Below are 23,727 nucleotides of genomic sequence, written 5' to 3' on the forward strand. Positions count from 1 at the left end.
TGATGAGGGTGGCAAAAATATAAATAAGTAGCTAGGAAAGGATGTGTCTCTGTATGTCTTTTCAAGACCTGGTCAAATTTATGACCCAGGAGTTCGTTCAATACATGGATACACCAAGAGACGAGCGACTGAGGCAGAAGTCAAAAAACAAACAAAAAAACTGGAGTCAACAGTGGTTTGGGGTTATCCCAACCGCTATCAGTATGTTATTTAAACGTCATTAACTTTAAGGGTGATGGAGACTTAGCGTATCGCCCTCATGGTCAAAATCATGCCTTGACCTTATTTAGTATCAGTCTCAATGGACGTAAGATACTGTAACCCTAAGTAGCGAATACCTGCATCCTCTAAACCAACGAATAACGTCATAGGCTGTTCCGTTCTCTCTTTTAAGTGAGTGGGACCCTGGTCCAGATGGGGCGTCCCTTTTTCCCAAACATGAAAGCCAACGACATCATATATCGCTCTAACTTGAGGTAGGATATAAGTGTCTAAATAAGTCACCGTATTAATCGTTGCATCAAATATAGCGGCATCGGTGACCGTATGGTGTATGTCATGCTGTGATAAGTCCTCTTTGTCAACTTCATCCATTGGGGAGCCGTTTATATCGCTTACGGAACCCGATATTTTAGCCATACTAGTCCCTTGGTCTTTGTCCACACGGTGTACCTTCTGTAAAAGGTCAACCTTAGCGCCCTTTGGTTTATCCACAACGATATCCGTTTCAATATGTTCATAAGCCTCATGCGTGAAGAAATCATGTAGGACGTTATCTACCTCATATCCCCAAAACAGCCCAGCATAAAGGATAGGCCCTGAAGATTCGTAAGGCTCTTCTAACCAACCTTGGAGTGACTGTTGGTATTGTTGACCGTATTCCATTAAGACAAATTCATGATGATCGTCATCTGCTTGTCCGACGATCAGATAACCAACTTCCTGACCTTTATTCACCAACAGTACGACCCATTGGCGACTCCCTGGCCCCATTGGGTACGAATCCCAATTTGCCTGCTTCCAGCTCGTAAACTGCTCATCTTGATGGGCGATCTGATCAATCCACTCCTTAACTTGTTGTTCAAATCTATCCTCCCAAGGTCCTTGAACTGTATGAGTGTCTTGAATGAATGGCGCTGTTTCTTCAGTGGTGACTGGCTCCTCTATCCCTACTTGATCTTCTTCGTCAACGGTCTGTGATACAACAGCGTGGGGGACGAAGATGATACCTAGAATGAGAATGCCTATAAAAAAACTGATGGCAAAGCGTGGTTGGCTCATCATGAGTTCCGTCACTCCTTCTCATTTCAATCTTTCATACGTTAAAAACAATGCGCTAAAAAACAAAAAACTCCTGTCACGCATCATAGCTGTATCACAGCTGAATAGGGTAGGACAGGGGGCGCATGACAGGAGGGGGAGAAAAACAAAGTACTGGCAAGAACACATGGCTGTTGTCTGTTTAACTTACCAGTGTATGCTCATTGTATCGCGTTTATGTTCAATTTCTTGTAACTCCATGTCGGGTGAGATTACACTATTTAGCACTAGTTTTCTCGAAACATCGTTATTGGGTGGGTTTGGAGGTAGATGTAGCCGACATTTATCGGGTTCACTTCTATCCGTGGACGGTAATATTCTACCTCCTCTAATCTCGTATCTAGAGTCGCGCGTGTCTCTTCACTAGCATTTTCAAAGAAAGAAGTAATCAGCCCACGCTCTTCATCAAGACGCTTATTCGCTTCTTCGGCCCATGTCGTATCCTGGCTCTCTAAAAAGTCGTTAATATGGTCTTCAATGCGTTGAATAGCAGAGTTTAAGGAGAAGATGGGCCGTAGCGTGAAATGATAATCAGGAATCTTTGGAGATAACGCGTAATGTTCTATTGCTTTGTCAAACTGAGTCATCATTTCTCCGTTAAATAAATTAAAACCTAAGGGATAATAAATATCTTTTTTTTGGTCGCTGATAAAGGAAATGCGATAATTGATGAACAACCAGGGAATCAGCCCTTGTGTACGCCTCGATTGATCAACAACTTCGTACAAGCGAATGAAGCTACCGTTCTTCTTCGCTGATTGAAAGATTTGGTGTAGACGCCAGCAACCGAACTTAATCAGTTCACCGCGCACGTGATCGGGTACATTTTCATCGTCTAGTACGAAGGTCAGTTGCTGTGGTTGAGGTTCGGCGCCCGTTTTCTCTACAAACATCCAATAATAAGGACGGTTGGTAATTTCTTTGTCTACATCCACCGTAAGCTGTGCCCGGATATAAGTCGGGTCCTGTTCTAGAATCGTACATCCTGTTTCACGGAAAAAGCGCTCGATATAAGTGTACATCTCTGATTGATTCATGGTAACGATAACTCCCCTCGATCCCCTTGATCCGTTTTGCTTTGTTTGACATCCTCTTGAATGCTCTGGATATACTGTGTAAAGTTTTCTAGCTTAATTTCAACCTCTTTGTTTGAATCAGACTCTAAAAAGATATCCGTTAGGCTATCTTCGATGGAGTGCTTGAGCTTCATCTTGTCGATAATTTCGTCCAGCTCTCCAATGACCATCTCAAAGAGATTAATTTTCTCATAAAGAAGAAATAGTATATATTCTTCAATCGTCCCTTTGGTGGACAGGTTGTATATATGCACGTCTCGATTTTGGCCTAAGCGGTGTATTCTACCGATACGTTGCTCCACGCGCATGGGGTTCCAGGGCATGTCATAATTGATAATGTGGTTGCAGAACTGCAAGTTAATGCCCTCTCCACCAGCCTCAGTGGCGATCAGGACTTGAGCTCTTTGCTGGAATAATTCTGTCATCCAATCTTTTTTATTACGTTTGAATCCCCCTCTGAATGGGACAGACGTAATGCCATTTTCATATAGGACTCTTTGTAAATAGTCCTGCGTCGCACGATAACCAGTGAAAACAATGACTTTATCGTCAATCTGCTTAATCAATTCCATCATTTTTTCAGCCTTAGAGTGTGTATTGATGGCTTTAATCAAGCTCATTAAGTCCCATATTTTTTGTCTCATGGGTGAGTCTGGCGCACTCTTCTGATACATTTGATAGAGCGTGAGGAACGTGGCTTCGCGACTGCTACAAATTTCCCTTTGTAACGTAATTAAAGAAAAGGCGTTGCTAGCCCCGTTAGTTTGTTTATATTTTTCTCGTACAAACGAGGTCACTGCATTGTAAAGTTTACGTTCAGGCTCAGATAAGTCGAGCTGGATATTATTCACATAGCGTTTCGTGAAGGCAATGTCCCCATCCTTACGCATGTTGCGAATCATGACTTTTTCCAACAGGGCATGCAGTTGCTCGTTGTTCTTAGACTCTCTTTTACCTTTGACATAGTTTTTACTGAAGGAAGCTGTGTTCCCCAATATGCCTGGGCGAAGTAGAGAGACGAGATTAAATAGCTCTTGTATCTCGTTCTGTACCGGCGTGGCCGTTAAGAGTAAGCAATATTTCTTTTTCAATTGGTTCATGAATTCGTAGTTTTTAGATTTGCTATTCTTTAATTTATGAGCTTCATCCACGATGATCATGTCGTAGTCCTGCTCTAGTACATGATCGCGATGCGGAGGTCGCTTAGCCGTATCCATTGAAGCCACTAGAATGTCGTACTGCTTCCACATGTATTCTTTTTTTTGTGCCATAGCTGGGATGGCAAACTTTTGTGTCAGCTCCCTTGTCCACTGTATGACCAGTGAGGCAGGGACTAAGATTAAGGCTTTCTTTACGAGTCCACGCACCATATACTCTTTTAAGATCAGGCCAGCCTCTATCGTTTTTCCGAGTCCTACTTCATCGGCCAATATTGCTTTGCCATGCATGTCCGTGATCACTTTTTTAGCCGCTTCAACCTGATGGGGGAACGGCTCTAACTGAGGGAGATGACGAAGACATTCGAGCGTGTCGAAATCCGAGATCATTAAGCTTTTTTCTGCCTGTAAAGCGAGATCAAATAACGCTTGTTTATCCCAGGGGCCATCGTTTTTTATTTTATGCTGCATTTCAGGTAACCACTCGTGATTAAAATGCACTGGAATATTCACGCTAACACACCCTTTATTCAAAGTTTTTGTCTTCTGTTCGGCCTGGGCTTCATGCGCTTAAAAAGAAGTGGAAATCGCAAGAGAATAATGATAGGATAGAACTGTGAAAAATTTGACGTTTAATGTCTAGTATGGTCAAGAAAAGTAAATTGAATACGGGCGAATGATTGTAAGGGGAGAGACTGCGAAAGGCCATCCATACCTTATCGTAGCGCCGAAGGAGCAAGCCCTCATAAGGGGTGAATCTCTCAGGCAAAAAGACTCTTACAGGACGCACCTCTGGAGAGCGCCTCCTTAAAGAGGCCACCAAAGGGGAAACCCTACTGTTGACAGTCATTGCTTCATAGGGGTAACTCTCAGGTACAACGGACAGAGTATACACTTGGATACAATGTATACGTCTGTCCTTTTCTTTTGTCTTGATTTTGACCATTAAAAAGCTAAGTGAATACATATATTCATCCTATTTGGAGGTGTAAGAATGGCAGAATTAAAGCGTACTCCTCTGTATCCGGTTTATGAAACATACGGGGCCAAAACGGTTGACTTTGGCGGCTGGGAGCTACCTGTACAGTTTTCTAGTATCAAGGAAGAACACCATGCTGTCCGTACAACAGCAGGGTTGTTTGACGTCTCGCACATGGGTGAGGTTGCAGTAAAAGGACCTGACGCTTTTAGCTACCTACAGAAGATGCTCACCAACGACGTGTCAAAACTCGTGGATGGTAAAGCACAGTACACGATTATGTGCTACCCAGACGGAGGGACAGTGGATGATCTCATTCTGTACAAAAAAGCAGACCATGATTACTTAATCGTCATCAACGCGGCGAATATTGACAAAGACGTTGAGTGGCTACAGAAGCATGTTGAAGGTGATGTGGAAGTAGAAGATGTCTCTCATCAATACGCACAGGTGGCCATGCAGGGTCCTGTAGCAGTAGACGTCTTACAACAGTTAACGGACGAAGACCTGAGCGCCATTACATTCTTTAAGTTCAAAGATCATGTTCAATTAGCCGATGTCAATGTTCTCATGTCACGTACCGGTTACACCGGTGAAGATGGGTTTGAAATTTACGTGGCACCGGAAGATGCGCCCCACCTATGGGAAGAGATTCTCAAAGCGGGTGAAGACAAAGGGGTTATCCCATGTGGTTTAGGGGCAAGAGATACGTTGCGTTTTGAAGCTAAACTACCGTTATATGGGCAAGAGATAACAGCCGATATCTCACCGATTGAAGCGGGACTCGGCTTCGCTGTCAAAACGAACAAATCGGAAGACTTTATCGGTAAGGATGTATTAAAAGAACAGAAAACGAATGGTGCACCAAGAAAACTAGTGGGTATTGAGATGATTGAACGTGGTATCCCTCGTCACGGTTACCCCGTGTACGTGGAAGATAATCAAATAGGAACAGTCACTTCAGGGACTCAATCTCCAACGCTGAAAAAAAACGTAGGCCATGCGCTCTTAGATCAAGCATACACAGAGATAGGGCAAGAAGTATCTGTGCATATTCGAAACAAACAAGTTAAGGCCCAAGTGGTACAGACACCATTTTATAAAAGACAGAAGTAACCTTTGAAACGGGTTACTGTCATGCTAATGACAGAAAGCCCTGAGCAAGCCATAGGTTAACCTTTTGCCACGGTGAGAGAGACCGTCGCAAGCAGACAAAGAGGAGGGGTTATGGATGAAGCATCGTTATCTACCAATGACAGACGTCGATCAACGAGAGATGTTAGAAGACATCGGCGTCTCTTCAATAGAAGACTTATTTGACGATATTCCTAAAGATATTCGTTACAACGGAGAAATGAATATATCCGCTTTAGATGAAACAGCATTGACACGTTATATGATGCAGCTCGCTAACAAGAATGCTGATACGTTGACGTTCACGTCCTTCTTAGGGGCAGGCGCCTATGATCATTACATCCCTAGTGTTGTGAATCATGTGATCTCCCGTTCAGAATTCTATACGGCTTATACGCCATATCAGCCGGAAATCAGCCAAGGGGAGCTTCAGGCCATATTCGAGTTCCAAACGATGATATGTGAGCTGACGGGCATGGACGTCGCCAACTCCTCTATGTACGATGGCCCAACGGCCTTAGCCGAAGCGGCAGCGATGGCCTCCGGGATCGGCAAGCAGAAAAAAATCGTCGTTTCTGAAGCTGTACACCCTGAAGCACGAGCGATCATCCACACTTCAGCTCAAGGTTTGGGCTTAGATGTAGTAGAAGTACCCGTTCGAGCTGGCGTAACGGACCTTGTTGCTCTAGATCAAGCGGCTGATGAAGAGACGGCAGCGGTTCTCGTTCAGTATCCGAATTTCTTTGGGCACCTAGAGGATCTAGCACAAGTAGAACGAATTGCCCATAAACACAAGGGATTAATGGTCGTCAGTGCTAATCCGCTAGCCTTGGGTACATTACAGCCCCCAGGTGCGTTCGGTGCGGACGTTGTGGTTGGCGATGCACAGCCGTTTGGCATCCCTACAGCATACGGTGGACCCCATTGCGGCTACTTCGCAGTGAGAAAGAAATTGATGCGTAAAATTCCGGGTCGTTTAGTGGGGCAAACGAAAGATGACACAGGTCAAAGAGGATTTGTATTAACGCTTCAAGCCCGTGAACAGCATATCCGCCGTGAAAAAGCGACTTCTAACATCTGCTCTAACCAGGCTTTAAACGCGATTGCAGCTTCGGTGGCCATGACAGCCTTAGGTAAAAATGGTGTGCAGGAAATGGCCATGCAAAACATCCAAAAAGCGCAGTACGCTAAAAAGCAATTGCAAGGCATTAACGGGGTGGAGATTCCTTATGATCAGCCATTTTTCAATGAGTTTGTCATTAAACTTAATCGATCAGTGGAAGATGTCAATCTCGCGCTACTTGATAAAAAAATGATAGGTGGCTACGACCTCGGTCGAGATTATCCAGATATGGAAAATCACATGCTGATTGCCGTAACGGAAATGAAAACGAAAAACATGATTGACCAATTTGTACAGGAATTGGAGGCGATCCTTCATGTCTAACAGCAATGAGAAGGCACTCATTTTTGAAATGAGTAAAGAAGGGCGTATAGCGCACAGTTTACCGCAAAATGACGTGCCGGAAACGGATGTCACTGATGTGATCCCGCCCGAACTACTTCGTGAGACACCTGCAGAGTTACCTGAGGTGTCAGAGCTCCAACTCATGCGTCACTATACAGCGTTATCAACACGTAATCATGGTGTCGATAGTGGGTTTTACCCTCTCGGTTCCTGTACGATGAAATATAATCCAAAGATCAATGAAGACGTTGCCAGGTATCCTGGTTTTTCTCGTATTCACCCGTACCAGCCTGAAGAAAGTGTGCAGGGCGCCCTAGAAGTGCTCTACTATCTACAAGAAGACCTCAAGGAAATAACGGGGATGGATGAAGTGACATTACAACCCGCAGCTGGGGCACAAGGTGAATGGTCTGGATTAATGATGATTCGCAAATATCATGAATCGCGAGGCGAAGGGGAGCAACGTACCAAGGTCATAATCCCAGACTCAGCACACGGCACAAATCCGGCCAGTGCGTCTGTTGCAGGTCTTGAAACGATAACGGTCGCTTCTAACGAAAAAGGGCTAGTAGACCTTGATGCGCTCCGTGAAGCGGTGGGCGCAGATACAGCAGCGCTCATGCTCACAAATCCGAATACGTTAGGGTTATTTGAAGAAGAGATTACTGAGATCGCACAGATTGTTCATGAAGCGGGCGGCCTCCTATACTACGATGGTGCAAATGCGAACGCCATTTTAGGTATCGCGCGCCCTGGTGATATGGGCTTTGACGTCGTACACCTTAACTTGCATAAAACATTCACCACGCCACATGGCGGTGGGGGACCAGGCGCAGGGCCCGTTGGTGTGAAGCAGGCACTGATCCCATTCTTACCTAAGCCGGTTTTACGGAAGGAAAACGACCGCTATACGTTCGACCATGATCGTCCAGAGTCTATCGGTCGAGTGAAGGCATTCTATGGTAACTTCGGGATACTCGTTCGTGCCTACACGTATATCCGAACGATGGGAGGAGAGGGATTACGTCAGGTTTCTGAGCAGGCCGTCTTAAATGCCAATTATATGCTGCGTAAGCTAGAGAACCATTATGACGTCCCATTCAAACAACATTGTAAGCACGAGTTCGTTTTATCAGGCAAACGTCAGAAGAAACTAGGCGTCAGAACATTAGATATCGCAAAACGTTTATTAGACTTCGGTTATCATCCACCAACGATTTATTTCCCATTAATCGTAGAAGAGTGTCTGATGGTTGAACCTACGGAAACAGAAACGAAAGAAACCCTTGATGAGTTTATTAACGTTATGATAAAAATTGCAACAGAAGCTGAAGAGGACGCTGAAAAAGTACAAGATGCGCCTCATACAACCGTTGTAGGTCGCCTTGACGAGGTCACTGCAGCGAGAAAACCCGTTTTACGTTGGGACAGAGACGCTTAGCATGATAGACTGAGAAGGTAGGCCATGATAGGTCTACCTTTTCAAATGACATCAATCACTTCCATTATGATAACAGGTGAGTATATGAAAGAGATTAATTGGCGTTTCATAGACACAGGTAAACAAGACGCTGCCACTAACATGGCTATAGATGAAGCGATACTCATGGCCCATAGTGAAGGCCTCGTTCCACCAACGATACGTTTCTATACTTGGCAACCAGCCAGTGTGTCCATAGGATATTTTCAAAAACTACATAAAGAGATTGACCTCGATCAGATTAAGTCTTACAATCTAGGGCTAGTGAGAAGGATGACGGGTGGTCGAGCCGTTCTCCATGATGACGAACTGACTTATAGTGTAATGATATCTGAGAAACATATGCCCACGTCAGTGATTGAAGCTTATAGACTGATCGGTGAAGCCTTGCTGCATGGTTTTAAGGCATTAGGACTTGAGGCTTCATTCGCTATACCTGATCAAGCTGCCCAACCACGCCATATCAAACAAAACAGATCTGCCGTATGCTTCGATGCGTCATCCTGGTATGAGCTTATCGTTGAAGGGCGTAAGGTGGCAGGGAGCGCCCAAACGAGACAAAAAGGCGTTGTGCTACAACACGGGTCTATTCCTTTATCCTTTAATCTAGATATGCTCTTTGACGTGTGTCGCTTCCCAAGTGACAAAGTGAAGCAGCGGATGAAGGAAGGTTTCAAAGATAAAGCCGTCGCTATCAACGCATTAAGAACCCAGCCTGTTACGATTCAAGGTCTACAAGACGCTTTTTATACCGGTTTTGAGCATACGTTACAACAATCTTTGCGAAAAGAAGATCTCACCCTGTACGAGCGAGAACTGAGCAGGCATCTCATATTAAATAAATACACGCAAGAAGAGTGGAATCACAGAAGATAACATGATCTTTTATCGTTTGATGACATTTTACTAGGGCCGTGTGCGTCTTTTATCTTGACGCCGGGGATCAAGCGCGTTAGGATAGCTATTGCGTCAAAAAAATGAAACTGACATGTTTCAATGATTCATCCTTTTCGTGGAGACTTAACAGTAAAAGGGGATTTGAAAACAGGCTATCTCTAGACAGCCTGTATTTCTTTTTCAAACGCTTCTTGTAGTTTGACCGTAAGAGGGCCTGGGATACCAGGTCCTATATCCTGGTCATTCACGCGTTTTATGGGCATAATCTCACTCGTCGTACTGGTGATAAAAACTTCATCAGCATCTAAAATCTCTTCTGTGCTGAAGCTTTTTTCATACACCTCGAGTTGAAGTTGCTGACAAAGTTTAAGCACTTTTAGACGCGTGATGCCATTCAAGATGAGATTAGTGGCGGGGTGAGTGTATACCTTGCCATTTTGAATCATGAATACGTTAGACGAGCTCCCTTCAGTGACCGTACCGTCTCGGTGTTGGATCGCTTCAAAAGCGCCGTGTTCAGAAGCGGTTTGTTTCGCTAAAACATTGCCTAGTAAATTAAGGCTCTTAATGTCGCAACGTAACCAACGGCTATCGTCTATTAAGATAGCATTTACACCCTGTTGCATGTCTTCTGTGGGCCTTGGCATGTTTTTAACATAAGCCACCATTTGAGTGGGGACATCCGAGGAAGGGAAACCATGATACCTGGCAGCCACTCCTCTCGTCACTTGTAAGTAAACGATCCCGTTTAGTATGTCATTTCGTTGTACCAATTCGTGCATATCACGTGCCAAGGTATCTCTGCTAACGGGAAGATGCATCTTAATTTCATTTGCACTGCGTTCTAGACGTTGTAGATGAGCATCAACCTCGAATAATTGCTGGTCATAAATGCGGAAAACCTCATAAATTCCATCACCAAACTGATACCCTCTGTCTTCGATATCAACATGTATGGTGTCCCGTGATTTAAATTCACCGTTATGGTAGATCCAGGTCATGTCAAAACCTCCATTTGATGTGACTAAATTTTGTTCTATTTTACATGAAAAAAATAGATAAATCTTCTTTTTTAAAAAGAAAAATGTATTGAATCGCAAGGTTTTATGGGGGTCGTTTTTGGCAAGTCACGAAAAAAAGTAAATTCAATAAAAAAAATGAGATAGGAAGAGGATACGATGTCTCAGCGCAAAAATCGGAGAATTTTTAAGTTGACGAGGTGGGAAAGATTTGTTCAAAAACGCAATATGTAGTGCTCTAAAAAAACTTTAATACAATATATTGTTATAACCATCAGATTATGATAAAGTATACTCATTCACAGTTATGATACATGTCTAAAAACGCAGCCTATATCTGATCGTTTTAGAACACAATGGACAAGCCATGATGAACGTGAAGCATGTTTGGCCATTTTTTAATTTGAAAAAGGGGGAGATTGTGTGGGCACAACACTTGTTCAGGATGAGTTAAACATTGCTCAACTAAATGAAGATATTAAGGTATTTCCGCAGGTACATCCCATTCAGCCCGGTATGAATCGCCAATTAGAAGGGGTATCTAGGCTCGTGATGCTAGATCGGTACGCCTTTAAAGATATAGAAAAGAAGACATTAAAAGTTGGAGATTTTGTTGTCTTAACAATTAAAGATGATCCTAAATTTCCAGCTCGGGGATACGGTTTTCTCCAAGAGCTGAACGAAGAGCAAAAAACAGCTAAAGTTAAAGTGGACGAGGCTTTCCAAGGTGTGATTGAAGATCCTGCGGAAGCTGAAAGTGGTGTCGTTGAGGTGACGATCGATGTCATTGAGAAACCACTGGAGATTTTTTATGAGCAAATTGCGGCGAGAGTGGCCACAGGACTGTCTGCAGTTGAACAAATTGAAGCTGATCGCAAGCGCGCTTTTGAAGAATTCTATCATGAGTTAGTACATATGAATTTTGTTCCAGCAGGTCGTGTCCTTTATGGCGCAGGGGCTGGTACAGACGTTACTTTCTTCAATTGTTATGTTATGCCGTACCCGCATGATTCTAGAGGAGGTATTGCCGATCACCGTAAAAAAGTGATGGAAATTATGAGTCGCGGTGGCGGAGTAGGCACAAACGGATCAACGTTACGCCCAAGAGGTTCATTATGTAAGGGTGTCAACGGAAAATCTAGTGGGTCCGTCTCTTGGTTAGATGATATAGCCAAGCTCACACACTTGGTTGAACAAGGAGGTTCCCGTCGCGGAGCACAGATGATTATGCTTGCTGACTGGCATCCGGACATTATTGAATTTATTATATCTAAAATGCAAAATCCTAAAGTGCTCCGCTTTATCGTAGATAAAACGAATGATCCTAAAATCAAAAAGCTCGCTAAAGATAAATTAAAATTCATACCTTTAACCGGTACGGAAAGAGACATGTATGAGCAGATTATGAGGATGAACCGTGAAGGAACGGATTCCCCTTTCTCAAAACAGATTGTGGAAGAGGCAGAGCAGAAGTTGGCGGACGGAGGAACATATGAAGTGAACAACCCTGAGTTTTTAACTGGGGCTAATATCTCTGTTTGCTTATCTTCCGAATTTATGGACGCCGTTGAACGAGACGCTGAATATGAATTGCGTTTCCCAGATATTGAGAACTACACGCCAGAAGAGATGGAGATATATAACCAAGAATGGCAGGCGTGTGGAGATGTTCGCGAATGGGAGGCAAAAGGGTTTAAGAGTCGAGTTTATAAGCGTATGAAGGCCAAGGAGCTTTGGAACTTAATCAACATCTGTGCTACTTATTCTGCCGAACCGGGCATCTTTTTTATAGATAATGCTAATGACATGACGAATGCCAAGGCTTACGGCCAGAAGGTTGTGGCCACGAATCCTTGTGGGGAACAGCCGCTTGCACCTTACTCTGTATGTAACCTTGCTGCCGTCAACTTAGCAGAAATGGTGGACAAAGAAACCAAAACATTTGATTTTGAGAAGTTAAAGCAGACTGTGAGAGTAGGCGTCCGCATGCAAGATAACGTCATTGATGCCACACCATACTTCCTCGAGGAGAACACACATCAAGCAAAGGGTGAACGTCGTGTAGGTCTTGGTGTGATGGGCTTACATGATGCGCTTATCTACGAGGAGAAAGTATACGGCTCGCCTGAAGGGAATGCTTTAGTGGACAAGATATTCGAAACGATGGCGACAACTGCATATCGTGAATCAGTTGCACTCGCAAAGGAAAAGGGAAGCTTTCCATTCTTAGACGGTGAGACAGAAGAAGATAAGCAAGAACGCCGTCAAAGATTTATTAACACGGGATATATGCAAAAGATGCCTGAGGATATTAGACAAGACATTTTAACCCATGGTATCCGCAATTCACATCTTTTAACGGTGGCGCCAACAGGATCAACAGGAACGATGGTCGGTGTATCCACGGGGCTTGAGCCTTATTTCTCCTTCACATATTATCGATCTGGACGTCTAGGTAAATTTATCGAGGTTAAGGCAGATATCGTTCAAGAGTATCTAGAGCGTCACCCACAGGTCGACGCGAACGATTTACCGGAATGGTTTATCTCAACGATGGAGCTGACACCTGAACAGCATGCCGATACACAGTGTATCATTCAGAAATGGGTGGATAGTTCTCTGAGTAAGACCGTTAATGCACCGAAGGGCTACTCAGTTCAACAGGTCCAAGCGGTCTACGAACGCCTCCATCGTGGTGGAGCAAAAGGCGGTACTGTCTATGTGGATGGGTCTAGAGACGCGCAAGTGCTTACCCTAACGGCTGAAGAAAACGACGTGAATCAAACGGACAGCCTATTTGAGAGCTGGGAGATTGAAGAACAGCCAAAACAATACGTCTTAGATACGATCCCAGAGTTACAATCAACGAACGTGACGTACGGTACGGAAGTGGGAGAAACGTGTCCGATCTGCCGTAAAGGGATCGTTGAGGATGTTGGTGGCTGTAACACGTGCACAAACTGTAACGCTCAGCTGAAGTGCGGCCTATAAGCCAGAGACAAAAATAAAAGGAAGAGAGGATGAGCAGAGTTACTGCTCATGACTCTCTTCCTTTTTGAGTTCCTATACCTTCCCTACTCCGATCCTGTATCAATGTATGGTGTCCATATAATTGTCACCTTTTATATTTCTGAATTTCAGGTTCTTCGTGTACAATGTTACTAGAGATGGGGACATGAGTCACAGCTTACATACGTCTACGTCGTGTGCAGTAAAAGCATTTTAAAAAACGTCGTCGATTCATATATAAAAAGGGGGCATACGTCATGGATCCAGCTGATATTACGATATGGATCGCTTTCGCTGCAGGTGTTTTATCTTTTATTTCGCCCTGTACCTTACCTTTATACCCTGCATATCTGTCTTACATTACTGGCGTATCAGTAACGGATATTAAAATTAACCACACGGGTAAAATCCGTTTGCAGATGATGGTACACAGTATATTGTTCCTGTTGGGTGTCTCCACCATATACATGACTTTAGCTTGGAGTGCTAGCTTTATCGGTGTGTACTTTCAGACTTACCAAACCCTGATTCAACAGATAAGTGGAGTACTGATATTTATTATGGGGCTTTTTCTACTCGGGGTTTTTAAGGTCGACTTTTTAATGAGAGAACATCGTTTGCAGTGGACAAAAAGACCAGTGGGGTATATAGGATCAATATTTATTGGAATGGGGTTCGCGGCAGGTTGGACACCGTGTATAGGGCCAATTTTAACCGTAATCCTCTCGTTATCCCTACAAGATCCAGCCAGCGCAACAAACTATATGATTATGTTTATATTAGGATTCGCCCTGCCATTCTTTTTGCTTTCATTTTTTATTAGTTCAACGAAATGGATTATTAAATACAGTGATCTGATTATGAAAATCGGTGGTGGGGTCATGATTATCATGGGGATTCTTCTGTATACAGACCGCATGATCGACATCTATATATGGATTAATCGACTGATTGAAGGAACGTGGCTCCAAAGATTAGGGTAAGACGAGAAAAGCTAAATTTTTCAATTTAAAAAGGATGGCCCCGATAAAGGAGGCCATTCTTTTTTTTGTATGCGCAAGAAAGGGCAGTTGTTGCACAATGACAGATATTGTGCGTCATGACTTCGCGTTCTTTGCTCAAAATAGAAATACAGGAAAATGCCCGTTTTTAATCAACATTAAAAGGGGTGAAGTAATGGCAACACCAACAAAAGATCCACAGAGGAAGCAAGATCTAGAACAAGGAGAACAAGCCACAACGCAAAAAGATGAAAAGACACAGCAAACCAATAATGGCCAAAAGCCTCGCAAAAAAAGAAAGCCGAAGCCCATGCCAGCCTTTGAACCGGACTATGTGTTTTTTGAACCAAGGGCCTTAGAGTATCCATTAGGCCAGGAATTAATGGAACGCTTCAAAGAACAAGACGTCCCGATTCAAATGACAACGTCGCACAACCAAGTGCGCGGGATACCGGGTGATACACCCACGGCTGCATATCGTAACGCTAAGCGGACCTTTGTTGTCGGGGTGCGTAAAACACTGAAATTCGATACGTCTAAACCGTCGGCGGAGTACGCTATCCCTTTAGCCACAGGCTGTATGGGGCATTGTCATTATTGTTATCTACAGACCACACTCGGCGCTAAGCCCTATGTTCGTACGTATGTTAATCTGGATGACATATTTGAGCAGGCTAAGAAATATATTGACGAACGTGCCCCGGAGTTGACACGATTCGAAGCGGCATGTACCTCAGATCCTGTTGGGTTTGACCACATTACCCAATCATTATATAAAGCGATTGAGTTCATGGGACAACAAAAATACGGAAGACTGCGCTTTGTGACCAAGTATCATCACGTGGATCATTTACTTCAGGCGCAACATAATGGTCACACTCGCTTTAGATTTAGTCTCAACGCAGATTACGTCATAAAAAATTTTGAGCCGGCAACATCAAGTTTCCAAGATAGGATTACCGCAGCGGGAAAAGTGGCAAAAGCAAATTATCCCTTAGGATTTATTCTCGCGCCATTAATTCGCTTCGATGGCTGGAAGGAAGGCTATACAGAGCTGTTTGAACGATTAGATAAAGAGCTCATAGCAGATGCACGTAAAGACCTGACGTTCGAGCTTATCATGCACCGCTTTACCAAAACAGCGAAACGCGTGATATTAGACCGCTATCCTAAAACAAAACTTGAAATGGACGAAGAACAACGCAAGTACAAATGGGGCCGTTATGGACGTGGGAAATACGTCTATCAGAACGATGAAGCACAAGAATTACGCGAGTATGTTCAAGATTTAATCAAACAGGCATTTCCTGAAGCGAAAATTGAATATTTTACGTAAAAGCCTTGTCTAGGACTCTAAAATGGTGTATCATCTTAGTGCAAATAAGGGTATGTAGAGTTTTATGGGGGGATGGGATCGATGCCGACACCAAGTATGGAGGATTATCTAGAACAGATCTACTCACTTATAGAGGAGAAGGGATATGCTCGAGTGTCTGACATCGCAGATGCCTTACAGGTCCATCCCTCGTCAGTCACGAAAATGGTTCAAAAACTCGATCAAGGAAAGTATTTGGTTTATGAAAAATATCGTGGCCTTATTTTAACACCCAAGGGGAAAAAAATTGGGAAGCGTCTGGTGGATCGCCACACGCTTTTAGAAGAGTTTTTAACGATGATAGGTGTAAATGAGGAAAATATCTATAAGGATGTTGAGGGGATAGAACATCACCTCAGCACGGACTCCATTACGTGTATTGAATATCTTGTAGAATATTTTAAAAACGAACCAACGTCATTAGAAGGGTTACTTGCCTTGAAGGAAGAAGACGAAAAAGAAGATAAAACAAAGGATAAAATATAGTTCGAAAAGCATCGGATATTCCGGTGCTTTTCTGCATTTTTTTACAAGTTTTTGAATAGGTTGTATGAGTACATATGTGAGATAAAGGAGTAGAGAAATTAAGTTAAGGCGCACCACGATTGGTAGGCGTATCACCATGTAGGATCAAAAAGGGAGGCGAACGCATGTGAAATGTGATGCGATATTTGAAGGTGGAGGGGTGAAAGGCGTAGCGGCCATTGGTGCCATCCAAGAAACGGAAGCACGTGGGTATTCGTTTAACCAGATTGCTGGGACTTCTGCGGGATCGATCGTAGGTAGTCTGTTAGCCGCCGGTTATACAGGAAAAGAGTTAGAAGAAATCTTCCTGGACCTTGACTTCAGAATGTTTTTAGAACTAACTGCTGTTGGAAAGATTCCATTAATAGGATTGGTACTTAACATACTCCGTAAAAACGGTATATACGCACTAAATGACTTCGACCAATGGATGAACAAATTGTTGAACGAGAAAGGTGTGCATACATTTTCCGATTTACCTGAAGGTAAATTGAAAATTGTGGCTTCCGACTTATCCAATGGCCGTATCATGTTACTGCCGGATGATCTCCCACGCTATGGCATAGAACCTGGAGATTTTCCCATTAGTCGTGCTGTACGAATGAGTAGCTCTATACCATTCTTTTTTCAGCCTAACATCATAAAGCAAAAAAGCAGTAACGCCTATATTGTAGATGGTGTTATTCTAAGTAATTACCCCATCTGGATCTTTGATTCTGTGACATCGCCTCGTTGGCCAACGTTTGGATATAGGCTAAGAGGGGCGGATGAAGAGAAGCCAATCAAAATAAGAGGGCCTATCTCGTTGCTATTGGCCATATTCTCGACCATGATGGAGGCACACGATCGTCGGTATATCAATCAGCGTGACGCCGCAAGATCCATCTTCATTCCCGTGAGTGACGTCAAAGCGACAGACTTTCGTATTTCATATGAAGATAAGAAGAAGCTCATCGCATTAGGGCGAGAGGAAACAAGTGCGTTCTTTGACCAATGGGATTTTACAGCATATATAGAAAATTATCGTTTTAAAAATAAAGAAAACCGTTCTTCATAGGGCGTTAGCCTCAAGAGGAGAACGGTTTTTTCTTTTTTCCTTTGTTTCCTTCGATGACGGTAAAAGTATGTTTTTTATACCGTTTACTTTTGCCTTGGGCTCGTGGCCCCTTTGACCTGAAGGGAATCATTTTAGATTGGCTTTTGGGTGAATATCTTTGTTGTGTTTTGGAGTAGCGTATTTTCGGTTTTTTTGATCTAAACCAGACAATATAAATGACCCACACAATCCCAGCAATGGCGACAAAGAAGAGCAAGTCATATACAAGGCGCAATGGCTGGGTGGTAAGCTGAAGTATGAAGCCATACAGTGCTAATCCCATCAATATTAGGAAAGGGATCTGGTATTTGTTTCGCACCCTGGACACCACCTTTGAAATAATATCTAAGCCATCGTGGGTTTTACCCTTAGGTCTTTGGTCTTTGTAAGTCATTTTTTCTTTTGTCACATGTCAATTATTAGCATGCCCTAAAAAGGTGACATTGATACTTCTGCTTGTTCTATCTGTAGTTACTAATTGTAACATGAATAGGTCCCTCATACTACTTTGGAATTGATATGAGACTCTTTATATTGGTTATCGTTTAACGTTATTCCTAGCGAAGTGCAGAGACAATATGACGTACTGAGATCACACCATTTCCTTGTCTTAAGTATGAAGGTGTAGAAAGTTCCTGAGCTTGCTCGAAGAGTATATCTTTCACTTCCTGTGCTGTAAATTCAGGTTTTAGTGCCAGTACGATTGCCGCTGCGCCTGAAACATGCCCACATGCCATAGATGTCCCTGAGATACTTCGATATGACTTCTGAATCCAAGTAGAGACAATCTCTTCACCAGGTGCGAGGAGATCTAGACTGTTTCCGTACTGAGAAAAAGAAGAGACTTCAGCATCTCGGTTGATGGAACCGACTGCAATCACTTCAGGGTACTGAGCTGGAAAGCTCACAGTAGGCGTTCCCTTGTTCCCACTTGCCGCAACCATGACAATATCGTTTGCAGCAGCTCTTCTAACAGCATCATGCAGTGCAGGAATGTGATCATCAAGACCAAAGCTCATATTAAGGATACGGATATTCTGTCGGATGGCCCAATCAATCCCACTTAGTATAGAGGATAGACTTGCTGATCCATCCTTATTGAAAGCCTTAATGGAATAGAGGGCGAGTTGTGGATAGACACCATGGAATGACTGACTTCGTTGACGACTGAACCCACCTATTGTCCCAGCGATATGTGTACCATGTCCGTTAGAGTCAATCGGACTACGCTCATCAGTGAAATTGACATACTGGCCGCGTACATTGAAACGAGGGTGGAGACTTAGCCCAGTGTCTAATATACCGACTTTAGGACGGGAGTAGCGTTGCGGAATGTAAGAAAAAGAAGCGCCAATATGTTTGATTCCCCATGGGAGAGAGGGGCGTAACTGGGTTTCAATCGTTTCATCTTCAATTAATTTGACTTCAATATCTTCAGTAATACGTTGTATTTGGCTAGAGGATCGAAGTAAGTGATATATTTCTTGCCGGTTATCGGCATTAACGGTTAAAGCACCCAAACTGGTGAGCTCTTGAAAATGTTTTTGTTGGTCCTGTAGGAGCTCAGAACAGTTTTGCAACTGACCTTCATCTCTTAATTGTACGATATATTTAGCCATGCGAATTCCCCTTCGTATCTATTTTCTTCATATGTATGAGCAAAGCGCCTAAATGTTGCAAATGTGTTGAAAAAATGTAGAATTCATTGTTTCGCTCATGGGGAAGACTAAGGCTGCACATACTATACGTACAAGTCATGAAGGGGGAAGATATCATGAAACGTGGTCGTCATAGAGATGAAAGTTTGCAAAATGATAAAAAAGACCATAGACGGGAAACTCCGATGAGACAATACATTCTAAGTACGGGCTTTTTTGGTGGTTTATTTGCATCCTTACTCGCTTACTTTGCTCATTTTATGAACTTTATTCCATTCGGGCCGGGGATCATATGGCAAAATACACATCTGTATATGTTCTACCCGTCGCTAAAAGGGCCATGGGGACACCTTCTAGGTATGGTTTCTGTCAGTGTCATTTCCATTGGGGTGGCGTATGCGTACTACTATATGTGCCGTAGATTTAATACGATATGGTTAGGCATTGGCTTAGGTCTAGTGGTTTGGGCTATTATTTTTTTAGGTTTAAATCAGTTAATACCCGGGACAGAATCTGTTCGGGAATTAGGATGGACCACGAATATTACGTATGTCTGTATCTTTGTCTTTTATGGTTTGTTCGTCGGTTATTCCATTTCGTATGAGTTTAATGATAGAATATTGGAGAAAGAAAAAGCGATGCGACATGAGCAAACCTGAGAGCAAAATTGATGGGGAGGAAAAACGTGAGTAAAAAAATTGATCGTTTAAGAGCACAATTTGAAGCAGAAGGCATTGACGCCATTTTAGTGACAAGCCGTACCAATCTTCGCTATGTGACAGGTTTCACGGGCACAGCTGGGGTGGCCTTAGTGACTGAAAGGGACGCCATTTTTATTACAGACTTCCGTTATGTCAGTCAAGCGGAAGAGCAAGTACAAGATTTCAGAGTCATCAAACACAACGGAGCGTTAGGAGAAACAATCGCAAGCGAACTCCAACAACAACAAGTACAACGTTTAGGTTTCGAACAAGATCATGTCACGTTTCGTACATACCGCGAGTATGAAACACAATTTCAAGACAGTACACTTGTGCCGGTTTCACAGATGATCGAGAAACTGAGATTAGTGAAAGATCATGAAGAGATTGGAATGATTAAGAAAGCAGTACATATTGCTGATCAAACCTTTGAACATATTTTAAAATTTGTACGACCAGGCATGCAAGAAATTGAAGTCGCCAATGAAATTGAGTTTCACATGCGCAAACTTGGAGCGACATCTTCTTCTTTTGATATCATTGTGGCCTCGGGGTATCGTTCGGCTTTGCCCCATGGTGTTGCAAGCGATAAAAAAATAGAAAGAGGTGACTTCATTACATTAGATTTCGGTGCTCTATATCAAGGTTATGTCTCCGATATGACGCGCACCTTTGCTCTAGGCACACCAGATCCTAAGTTAAAAGACATTTATGATGTCTGCCTTCAGGCTCAATTACGCGGCGTTGAACAAATTAAAGCAGGGATGACGGGCAAAGAAGCAGACGCCATATGTCGTGACTACATTACTGAAAAAGGCTACGGAGAGTACTTCGGCCATTCCACTGGACACGGCATGGGACTAGACGTACACGAGGGACCTAGCCTTTCCACTAAGTCAAACATAGCCCTTGAACCGGGTATGGTCGTAACCGTGGAACCCGGTATCTATTTAAGCGGAATAGGTGGCGTTAGAATTGAAGATGACATCGTTGTTACTGAGCATGGTAATGAGATTCTAACCACATCCACCAAAGAACTCCTCGTGGTTGAATAGACGAGACATTTATAATAGTGTAGAGTATAAGTTGGTGTACATACTTTATGATGTACGTATGAAGTGAAGATCCAAATGCAATGATGTTGTTGCAGTGTGGAACAATTTTGTAAGGGGATGAAGAAACATGATATCAACTTCTGATTTCAAGACAGGTTTAACGATTGAGTTAGATAATGAAGTTTGGCAAATTGCAGAATTTCAACATGTGAAGCCAGGTAAAGGGGCTGCATTCGTACGTTCGAAGCTTAAGAATATTCGCACCGGTGCGATTCAGGAGCGTACGTTCCGTACGACAGAAAAAATACAAAAAGCGCATGTTGAAACGAGAAAAATGCAGTATTTATATAGTTCTGGTGACGATTTTACATTCATGGATAGTGAAACATATGATCAGCTGGTGCTAAACCGTAGCCAGATTGAAAACGAGTTAAATTACCTTTTAGAAAACATGCCCGTATCCATTATCATGCATAACGGTGAAACGATAGGGATTGACCTCCCTAACACAGTAGAATTGGAAGTCGTTGAAACTGAACCTGGGATTAAGGGAGATACCGCATCCGGTGGTTCTAAACCGGCTACGATGGAAACAGGCCTCGTTGTTAATGTCCCATTCTTTGTGAATGTGGGGGATAAGCTTGTTATCGACACTCGTTCGGGCGCTTACGTCTCTCGTGCCTAGTACAGATAGCATATGAATCTAATACAATAAGAGTGTTAGTTATCATCAATTCACACATCAATGCAAAAAATAAGACCAGTTGGCCTATTATTTCAACTGGTCCTTTTTTTTATTGCATTTTAACCCATTTCAAACGTGTACTCACGTCTTGAGGCTGGTAGGTTTATGTGTAGAAGTAATGTAGCCGTGTTGGTACAGCCCTGTAAATTCAAATTTGTCACAGTCCAAACATAAATCAATATCGGATTTCTGACCGGTCTTAATTAAACGTTGCCCCGTACCACCTTGAGCCACAAGTTTGGCCAAACGTCCATGAATGTCGTCCGTATTGAAAAAATTGCCAGCAAATAACGCTGTATCACTTAGTTCAACTGTTGGCTTAAGCGTTTTTAAATATTTGATCATCAACCCAGCAGCCAAAGTATCTTCTATCGCAAACTCTCCTTTTCTACCTGCACATACAAATAAAATATCTTTTTTCTTCTCCACAGCTTCACACATACAATGATAAGCATTAACAAAGCCACCCACAAGGACGTAAGCCGCCTTTTTGGATTTTTGTAACGCTTTCGTCCCATTTGATGTTGTGATGACAACAGTTTTATCCTTCCAATCTACCCCTAAAACCTCACGCGGTGAGTTACCTAAATGAAACCCGTTAATTTTAACACTATGTCGTTCGCCGATTAGAATTGTATCAGGGGTACACTTATACTGTAAGGCTTGCCCTACTGTTTCTACAGGAATGACTTTTGCTGCACCTGCGTGTAAGGCCGTTAGAATGGTGGTCGTCGCTCGCAAAGCGTCAATCACAACGATGGTCTTTTTTTGTATGTCTTCCTGTTTCATATAGCTTAAGGATAAAGCAACATCAACCTTCACGTCTTCTTCAACCCCCCGTACATATTGGAGTGAGCCCATTATACAGTTGGCATATTTATATGCACGCCCATTTAAAAAAGTGTCCATAGAGGCATGTACGTTTGATGTTGGACATAAGATGTACAAGTAGGGGGGAGATGCATGTTTTCAGGAATTGAAAAAATTATACTGACGCTCGCAGGTTTACGTTTACTTTCGGGGTTAATTGAAATGACGGCTGGATTACTCATTTTAAAATTTAATCAAGTTGAGAAAGCGTTGATGGTTAATGCCACGTTAGCCATCGTTGGGCCTATTGTATTTATCAGTAGTGTGAGTCTAGGTCTCATCCATCTCGCTGATAAAGTATCATACTCAAAACTGGGACTCATAGGCTTGGGTGTCGGGATAATATTATACGGATTAAAAAAATAACGGGTGTCTCGTTTTAATCTCATTAAAGAAGTGTAGTATGACGCGGTTATAGTCTTCTGTTTTCTTTGTTAGTGTGGCGTGGTTAACATTGGGAATCAAACACACCTCCGCTGTCGGAGCGTAGCGAAGGTAAGCGCGTCTATATACCATCATATGCCTTTCGTTTCCGCCATAAATCACTAAAATCGGGCAGGATAGGTTTCGGAGGGCGTCCCTTTTATCAAAGGTGAGACAAGCCCTGAGCAGTCGTAAAGCTTCCCGTTTATTCACTTTTTTTGCTTCTTGCTGAAAGGCTTGTATCTGATCCTCGTCTTTCCCGTTCGCACGGGCTACGCCTTTGATTAAAGGGCGTTTAATTCCAAGCCTGATTAACCCCATGGGCAAGACAAATTTTAAGTACAGAAAAGAATTAATTATTTTGGGGAAGGCCCCAGACAAGACCATACCGCTGACACACTCAGGGTACATATCCGCAAATTGCTGACAAATCACTGACCCGGTCGAATAACCGATGAATATGGCTCGGTCAATATTTAAGAAATTTAATAATGCCCGTACATCCTTCGTGATCTGCGTGATGATATCGCCGTGTTTATATTTACGATGTGTTGCGCTCGTTCGCCCATGACCCCGAATGTCGAGCGTGATTGTCTGATAACCTAAGCGTTTGAAATAGTTGACCTGTGGTTGCCAGGTGACATGAGAAAGGCTCATCCCGTGAATAAACACGAGTGGTATACCTTCTCCCTGTACTTCATAATACAGTGTCACATCCTCTAACGGTAAAAAACTCATA

Annotated in this window: 22 protein-coding genes and 2 riboswitches; of the genes, 14 read left to right on the plus strand and 8 right to left on the minus strand. The window is 43.0% G+C overall.

Annotated elements, in window-relative coordinates; genetic code table 11:
* Positions 1-53 precede the first annotated feature (53 nt).
* The gene (locus JKM87_RS00420; RefSeq protein WP_202076654.1) at positions 54-224 is read left to right on the plus strand and encodes a YqzE family protein; all 171 of its coding nucleotides are present in this window, start codon (positions 54-56) and stop codon (positions 222-224) included.
* Positions 225-282: 58 nt separating this feature from the next.
* Here the strand turns inward: JKM87_RS00420 and JKM87_RS00425 are convergent, their stop codons facing one another.
* The 3 genes from JKM87_RS00425 to JKM87_RS00435 form a co-directional block, all read right to left on the minus strand.
* A complete protein-coding gene (locus tag JKM87_RS00425) occupies positions 283-1,284 on the minus strand; it encodes a hypothetical protein (protein WP_202076656.1) in 1,002 nt (333 codons plus the stop codon).
* Positions 1,285-1,547: 263 nt separating this feature from the next.
* Positions 1,548-2,357 (minus strand): YqhG family protein, encoded by an 810-nt coding sequence (locus JKM87_RS00430; protein ID WP_202076658.1) that lies wholly within the window; start codon positions 2,355-2,357, stop codon positions 1,548-1,550.
* Positions 2,354-4,024 carry a DEAD/DEAH box helicase gene (locus JKM87_RS00435; protein WP_202077975.1) on the minus strand — a complete coding sequence of 557 codons (1,671 nt, stop codon included), beginning with the start codon at positions 4,022-4,024 and terminating at the stop codon, positions 2,354-2,356. The genes JKM87_RS00430 and JKM87_RS00435 overlap by 4 nt, the downstream gene beginning before the upstream one ends.
* A gap of 205 nt (positions 4,025-4,229) precedes the next feature.
* A riboswitch (glycine riboswitch) is annotated at positions 4,230-4,340 on the plus strand.
* 3 nt (positions 4,341-4,343) lie between these two features.
* Positions 4,344-4,441, plus strand: a riboswitch (glycine riboswitch).
* 106 nt (positions 4,442-4,547) lie between these two features.
* On the opposite strand from JKM87_RS00435, the gene gcvT reads away from it, so the two are divergent.
* The 4 genes from gcvT (at position 4,548) to JKM87_RS00455 (ending at position 9,490) form a co-directional block, all read left to right on the plus strand.
* Positions 4,548-5,648 (plus strand): glycine cleavage system aminomethyltransferase GcvT, encoded by a 1,101-nt coding sequence (gene gcvT / locus JKM87_RS00440; RefSeq protein WP_202076659.1) that lies wholly within the window; start codon positions 4,548-4,550, stop codon positions 5,646-5,648.
* Positions 5,649-5,763: 115 nt separating this feature from the next.
* Complete coding sequence (gene gcvPA / locus JKM87_RS00445; protein ID WP_202076660.1) at positions 5,764-7,113, plus strand: aminomethyl-transferring glycine dehydrogenase subunit GcvPA; 1,350 nt, start codon at positions 5,764-5,766, stop codon at positions 7,111-7,113.
* On the plus strand, positions 7,106-8,575 hold the full coding sequence (gene gcvPB / locus JKM87_RS00450) for an aminomethyl-transferring glycine dehydrogenase subunit GcvPB (RefSeq protein WP_202076661.1): 1,470 nt from the start codon (positions 7,106-7,108) through the stop codon (positions 8,573-8,575). Before gcvPA ends, gcvPB begins: the two co-directional genes overlap by 8 nt.
* A gap of 84 nt (positions 8,576-8,659) precedes the next feature.
* A complete protein-coding gene (locus JKM87_RS00455) occupies positions 8,660-9,490 on the plus strand; it encodes a lipoate--protein ligase family protein (RefSeq protein WP_202077976.1) in 831 nt (276 codons plus the stop codon).
* Positions 9,491-9,669: 179 nt separating this feature from the next.
* Here the strand turns inward: JKM87_RS00455 and dat are convergent, their stop codons facing one another.
* The gene (gene dat, locus JKM87_RS00460; RefSeq protein WP_202076662.1) at positions 9,670-10,512 is read right to left on the minus strand and encodes a D-amino-acid transaminase; all 843 of its coding nucleotides are present in this window, start codon (positions 10,510-10,512) and stop codon (positions 9,670-9,672) included.
* Between the two features lie 441 nt (positions 10,513-10,953).
* Between dat and JKM87_RS00465 the strand changes: the two genes are divergently transcribed.
* The 5 genes from JKM87_RS00465 (at position 10,954) to JKM87_RS00485 (ending at position 17,497) form a co-directional block, all read left to right on the plus strand.
* A complete protein-coding gene (locus JKM87_RS00465) occupies positions 10,954-13,521 on the plus strand; it encodes a vitamin B12-dependent ribonucleotide reductase (RefSeq protein ID WP_202076663.1) in 2,568 nt (855 codons plus the stop codon).
* A gap of 275 nt (positions 13,522-13,796) precedes the next feature.
* Positions 13,797-14,522, plus strand: coding sequence for a cytochrome c biogenesis CcdA family protein (locus JKM87_RS00470; protein WP_202076664.1), 726 nt, complete (start codon positions 13,797-13,799; stop codon positions 14,520-14,522).
* Positions 14,523-14,850: 328 nt separating this feature from the next.
* Positions 14,851-15,876, plus strand: a complete 1,026-nt coding sequence (gene splB, locus JKM87_RS00475) for a spore photoproduct lyase (RefSeq protein ID WP_202077979.1) — start codon at positions 14,851-14,853, stop codon at positions 15,874-15,876.
* 81 nt (positions 15,877-15,957) lie between these two features.
* Positions 15,958-16,401: a transcriptional regulator MntR gene (gene mntR, locus JKM87_RS00480; RefSeq protein ID WP_202076665.1), complete on the plus strand. Its 444-nt coding sequence runs from the start codon at positions 15,958-15,960 to the stop codon at positions 16,399-16,401.
* A gap of 166 nt (positions 16,402-16,567) precedes the next feature.
* The gene (locus JKM87_RS00485) at positions 16,568-17,497 is read left to right on the plus strand and encodes a patatin-like phospholipase family protein (RefSeq protein WP_202076666.1); all 930 of its coding nucleotides are present in this window, start codon (positions 16,568-16,570) and stop codon (positions 17,495-17,497) included.
* 10 nt (positions 17,498-17,507) lie between these two features.
* Here JKM87_RS00485 and JKM87_RS00490 read toward each other — a convergent pair whose 3' ends face one another.
* Both JKM87_RS00490 and JKM87_RS00495 read right to left on the minus strand, forming a co-directional pair.
* A complete protein-coding gene (locus tag JKM87_RS00490; RefSeq protein ID WP_202076667.1) occupies positions 17,508-17,855 on the minus strand; it encodes a hypothetical protein in 348 nt (115 codons plus the stop codon).
* A 238-nt stretch (positions 17,856-18,093) separates the two neighbouring features.
* The gene (locus tag JKM87_RS00495; RefSeq protein WP_202076669.1) at positions 18,094-19,155 is read right to left on the minus strand and encodes a S8 family peptidase; all 1,062 of its coding nucleotides are present in this window, start codon (positions 19,153-19,155) and stop codon (positions 18,094-18,096) included.
* Between the two features lie 155 nt (positions 19,156-19,310).
* Between JKM87_RS00495 and JKM87_RS00500 the strand changes: the two genes are divergently transcribed.
* The 3 genes from JKM87_RS00500 to efp all read left to right on the plus strand — a co-directional run bounded on the left by JKM87_RS00500 (position 19,311) and on the right by efp (position 21,635).
* Positions 19,311-19,853 carry a YqhR family membrane protein gene (locus tag JKM87_RS00500; protein ID WP_202076671.1) on the plus strand — a complete coding sequence of 181 codons (543 nt, stop codon included), beginning with the start codon at positions 19,311-19,313 and terminating at the stop codon, positions 19,851-19,853.
* 26 nt (positions 19,854-19,879) lie between these two features.
* Entirely contained in the window at positions 19,880-20,950 is a 1,071-nt protein-coding gene (locus JKM87_RS00505; protein WP_336885104.1) for a M24 family metallopeptidase, read from the plus strand.
* A gap of 127 nt (positions 20,951-21,077) precedes the next feature.
* The gene (efp, locus tag JKM87_RS00510; RefSeq protein WP_202076674.1) at positions 21,078-21,635 is read left to right on the plus strand and encodes an elongation factor P; all 558 of its coding nucleotides are present in this window, start codon (positions 21,078-21,080) and stop codon (positions 21,633-21,635) included.
* 141 nt (positions 21,636-21,776) lie between these two features.
* On the opposite strand, the gene JKM87_RS00515 is transcribed toward efp, so the two are convergent.
* A complete protein-coding gene (locus JKM87_RS00515; protein WP_202076675.1) occupies positions 21,777-22,556 on the minus strand; it encodes a 2-phosphosulfolactate phosphatase in 780 nt (259 codons plus the stop codon).
* A gap of 102 nt (positions 22,557-22,658) precedes the next feature.
* Here JKM87_RS00515 and JKM87_RS00520 point away from each other — a divergent pair, with 102 nt between their 5' ends.
* A complete protein-coding gene (locus tag JKM87_RS00520) occupies positions 22,659-22,931 on the plus strand; it encodes a YqhV family protein (protein WP_202076676.1) in 273 nt (90 codons plus the stop codon).
* Here JKM87_RS00520 and JKM87_RS00525 read toward each other — a convergent pair.
* Complete coding sequence (locus JKM87_RS00525; RefSeq protein ID WP_202076677.1) at positions 22,920-23,726, minus strand: alpha/beta fold hydrolase; 807 nt, start codon at positions 23,724-23,726, stop codon at positions 22,920-22,922. The genes JKM87_RS00520 and JKM87_RS00525 overlap by 12 nt on opposite strands.
* Position 23,727: the final 1 nt, after the last annotated feature.

The sequence above is a fragment of the Caldalkalibacillus salinus genome (assembly GCF_016745835.1).
Taxonomy (GTDB): domain Bacteria; phylum Bacillota; class Bacilli; order Caldalkalibacillales; family JCM-10596; genus Caldalkalibacillus_A; species Caldalkalibacillus_A salinus.

Coding starts and splice junctions, on each gene's coding strand:
- JKM87_RS00420 (WP_202076654.1), top strand. CDS start 54: ATGTCTTTTCAAGACCTGGTCAAATTTATGACCCAGGAGTTCGTTCAA.
- JKM87_RS00425 (WP_202076656.1), bottom strand. CDS start 1,284: ATGATGAGCCAACCACGCTTTGCCATCAGTTTTTTTATAGGCATTCTC.
- JKM87_RS00430 (WP_202076658.1), bottom strand. CDS start 2,357: ATGAATCAATCAGAGATGTACACTTATATCGAGCGCTTTTTCCGTGAA.
- JKM87_RS00435 (WP_202077975.1), bottom strand. CDS start 4,024: ATGCAGCATAAAATAAAAAACGATGGCCCCTGGGATAAACAAGCGTTA.
- gcvT (WP_202076659.1), top strand. CDS start 4,548: ATGGCAGAATTAAAGCGTACTCCTCTGTATCCGGTTTATGAAACATAC.
- gcvPA (WP_202076660.1), top strand. CDS start 5,764: ATGAAGCATCGTTATCTACCAATGACAGACGTCGATCAACGAGAGATG.
- gcvPB (WP_202076661.1), top strand. CDS start 7,106: ATGTCTAACAGCAATGAGAAGGCACTCATTTTTGAAATGAGTAAAGAA.
- JKM87_RS00455 (WP_202077976.1), top strand. CDS start 8,660: ATGAAAGAGATTAATTGGCGTTTCATAGACACAGGTAAACAAGACGCT.
- dat (WP_202076662.1), bottom strand. CDS start 10,512: ATGACCTGGATCTACCATAACGGTGAATTTAAATCACGGGACACCATA.
- JKM87_RS00470 (WP_202076664.1), top strand. CDS start 13,797: ATGGATCCAGCTGATATTACGATATGGATCGCTTTCGCTGCAGGTGTT.
- splB (WP_202077979.1), top strand. CDS start 14,851: ATGCCAGCCTTTGAACCGGACTATGTGTTTTTTGAACCAAGGGCCTTA.
- mntR (WP_202076665.1), top strand. CDS start 15,958: ATGCCGACACCAAGTATGGAGGATTATCTAGAACAGATCTACTCACTT.
- JKM87_RS00495 (WP_202076669.1), bottom strand. CDS start 19,155: ATGGCTAAATATATCGTACAATTAAGAGATGAAGGTCAGTTGCAAAAC.
- JKM87_RS00500 (WP_202076671.1), top strand. CDS start 19,311: ATGAAACGTGGTCGTCATAGAGATGAAAGTTTGCAAAATGATAAAAAA.
- efp (WP_202076674.1), top strand. CDS start 21,078: ATGATATCAACTTCTGATTTCAAGACAGGTTTAACGATTGAGTTAGAT.
- JKM87_RS00515 (WP_202076675.1), bottom strand. CDS start 22,556: ATGGGCTCACTCCAATATGTACGGGGGGTTGAAGAAGACGTGAAGGTT.
- JKM87_RS00520 (WP_202076676.1), top strand. CDS start 22,659: ATGTTTTCAGGAATTGAAAAAATTATACTGACGCTCGCAGGTTTACGT.
- JKM87_RS00525 (WP_202076677.1), bottom strand. CDS start 23,726: ATGAGTTTTTTACCGTTAGAGGATGTGACACTGTATTATGAAGTACAG.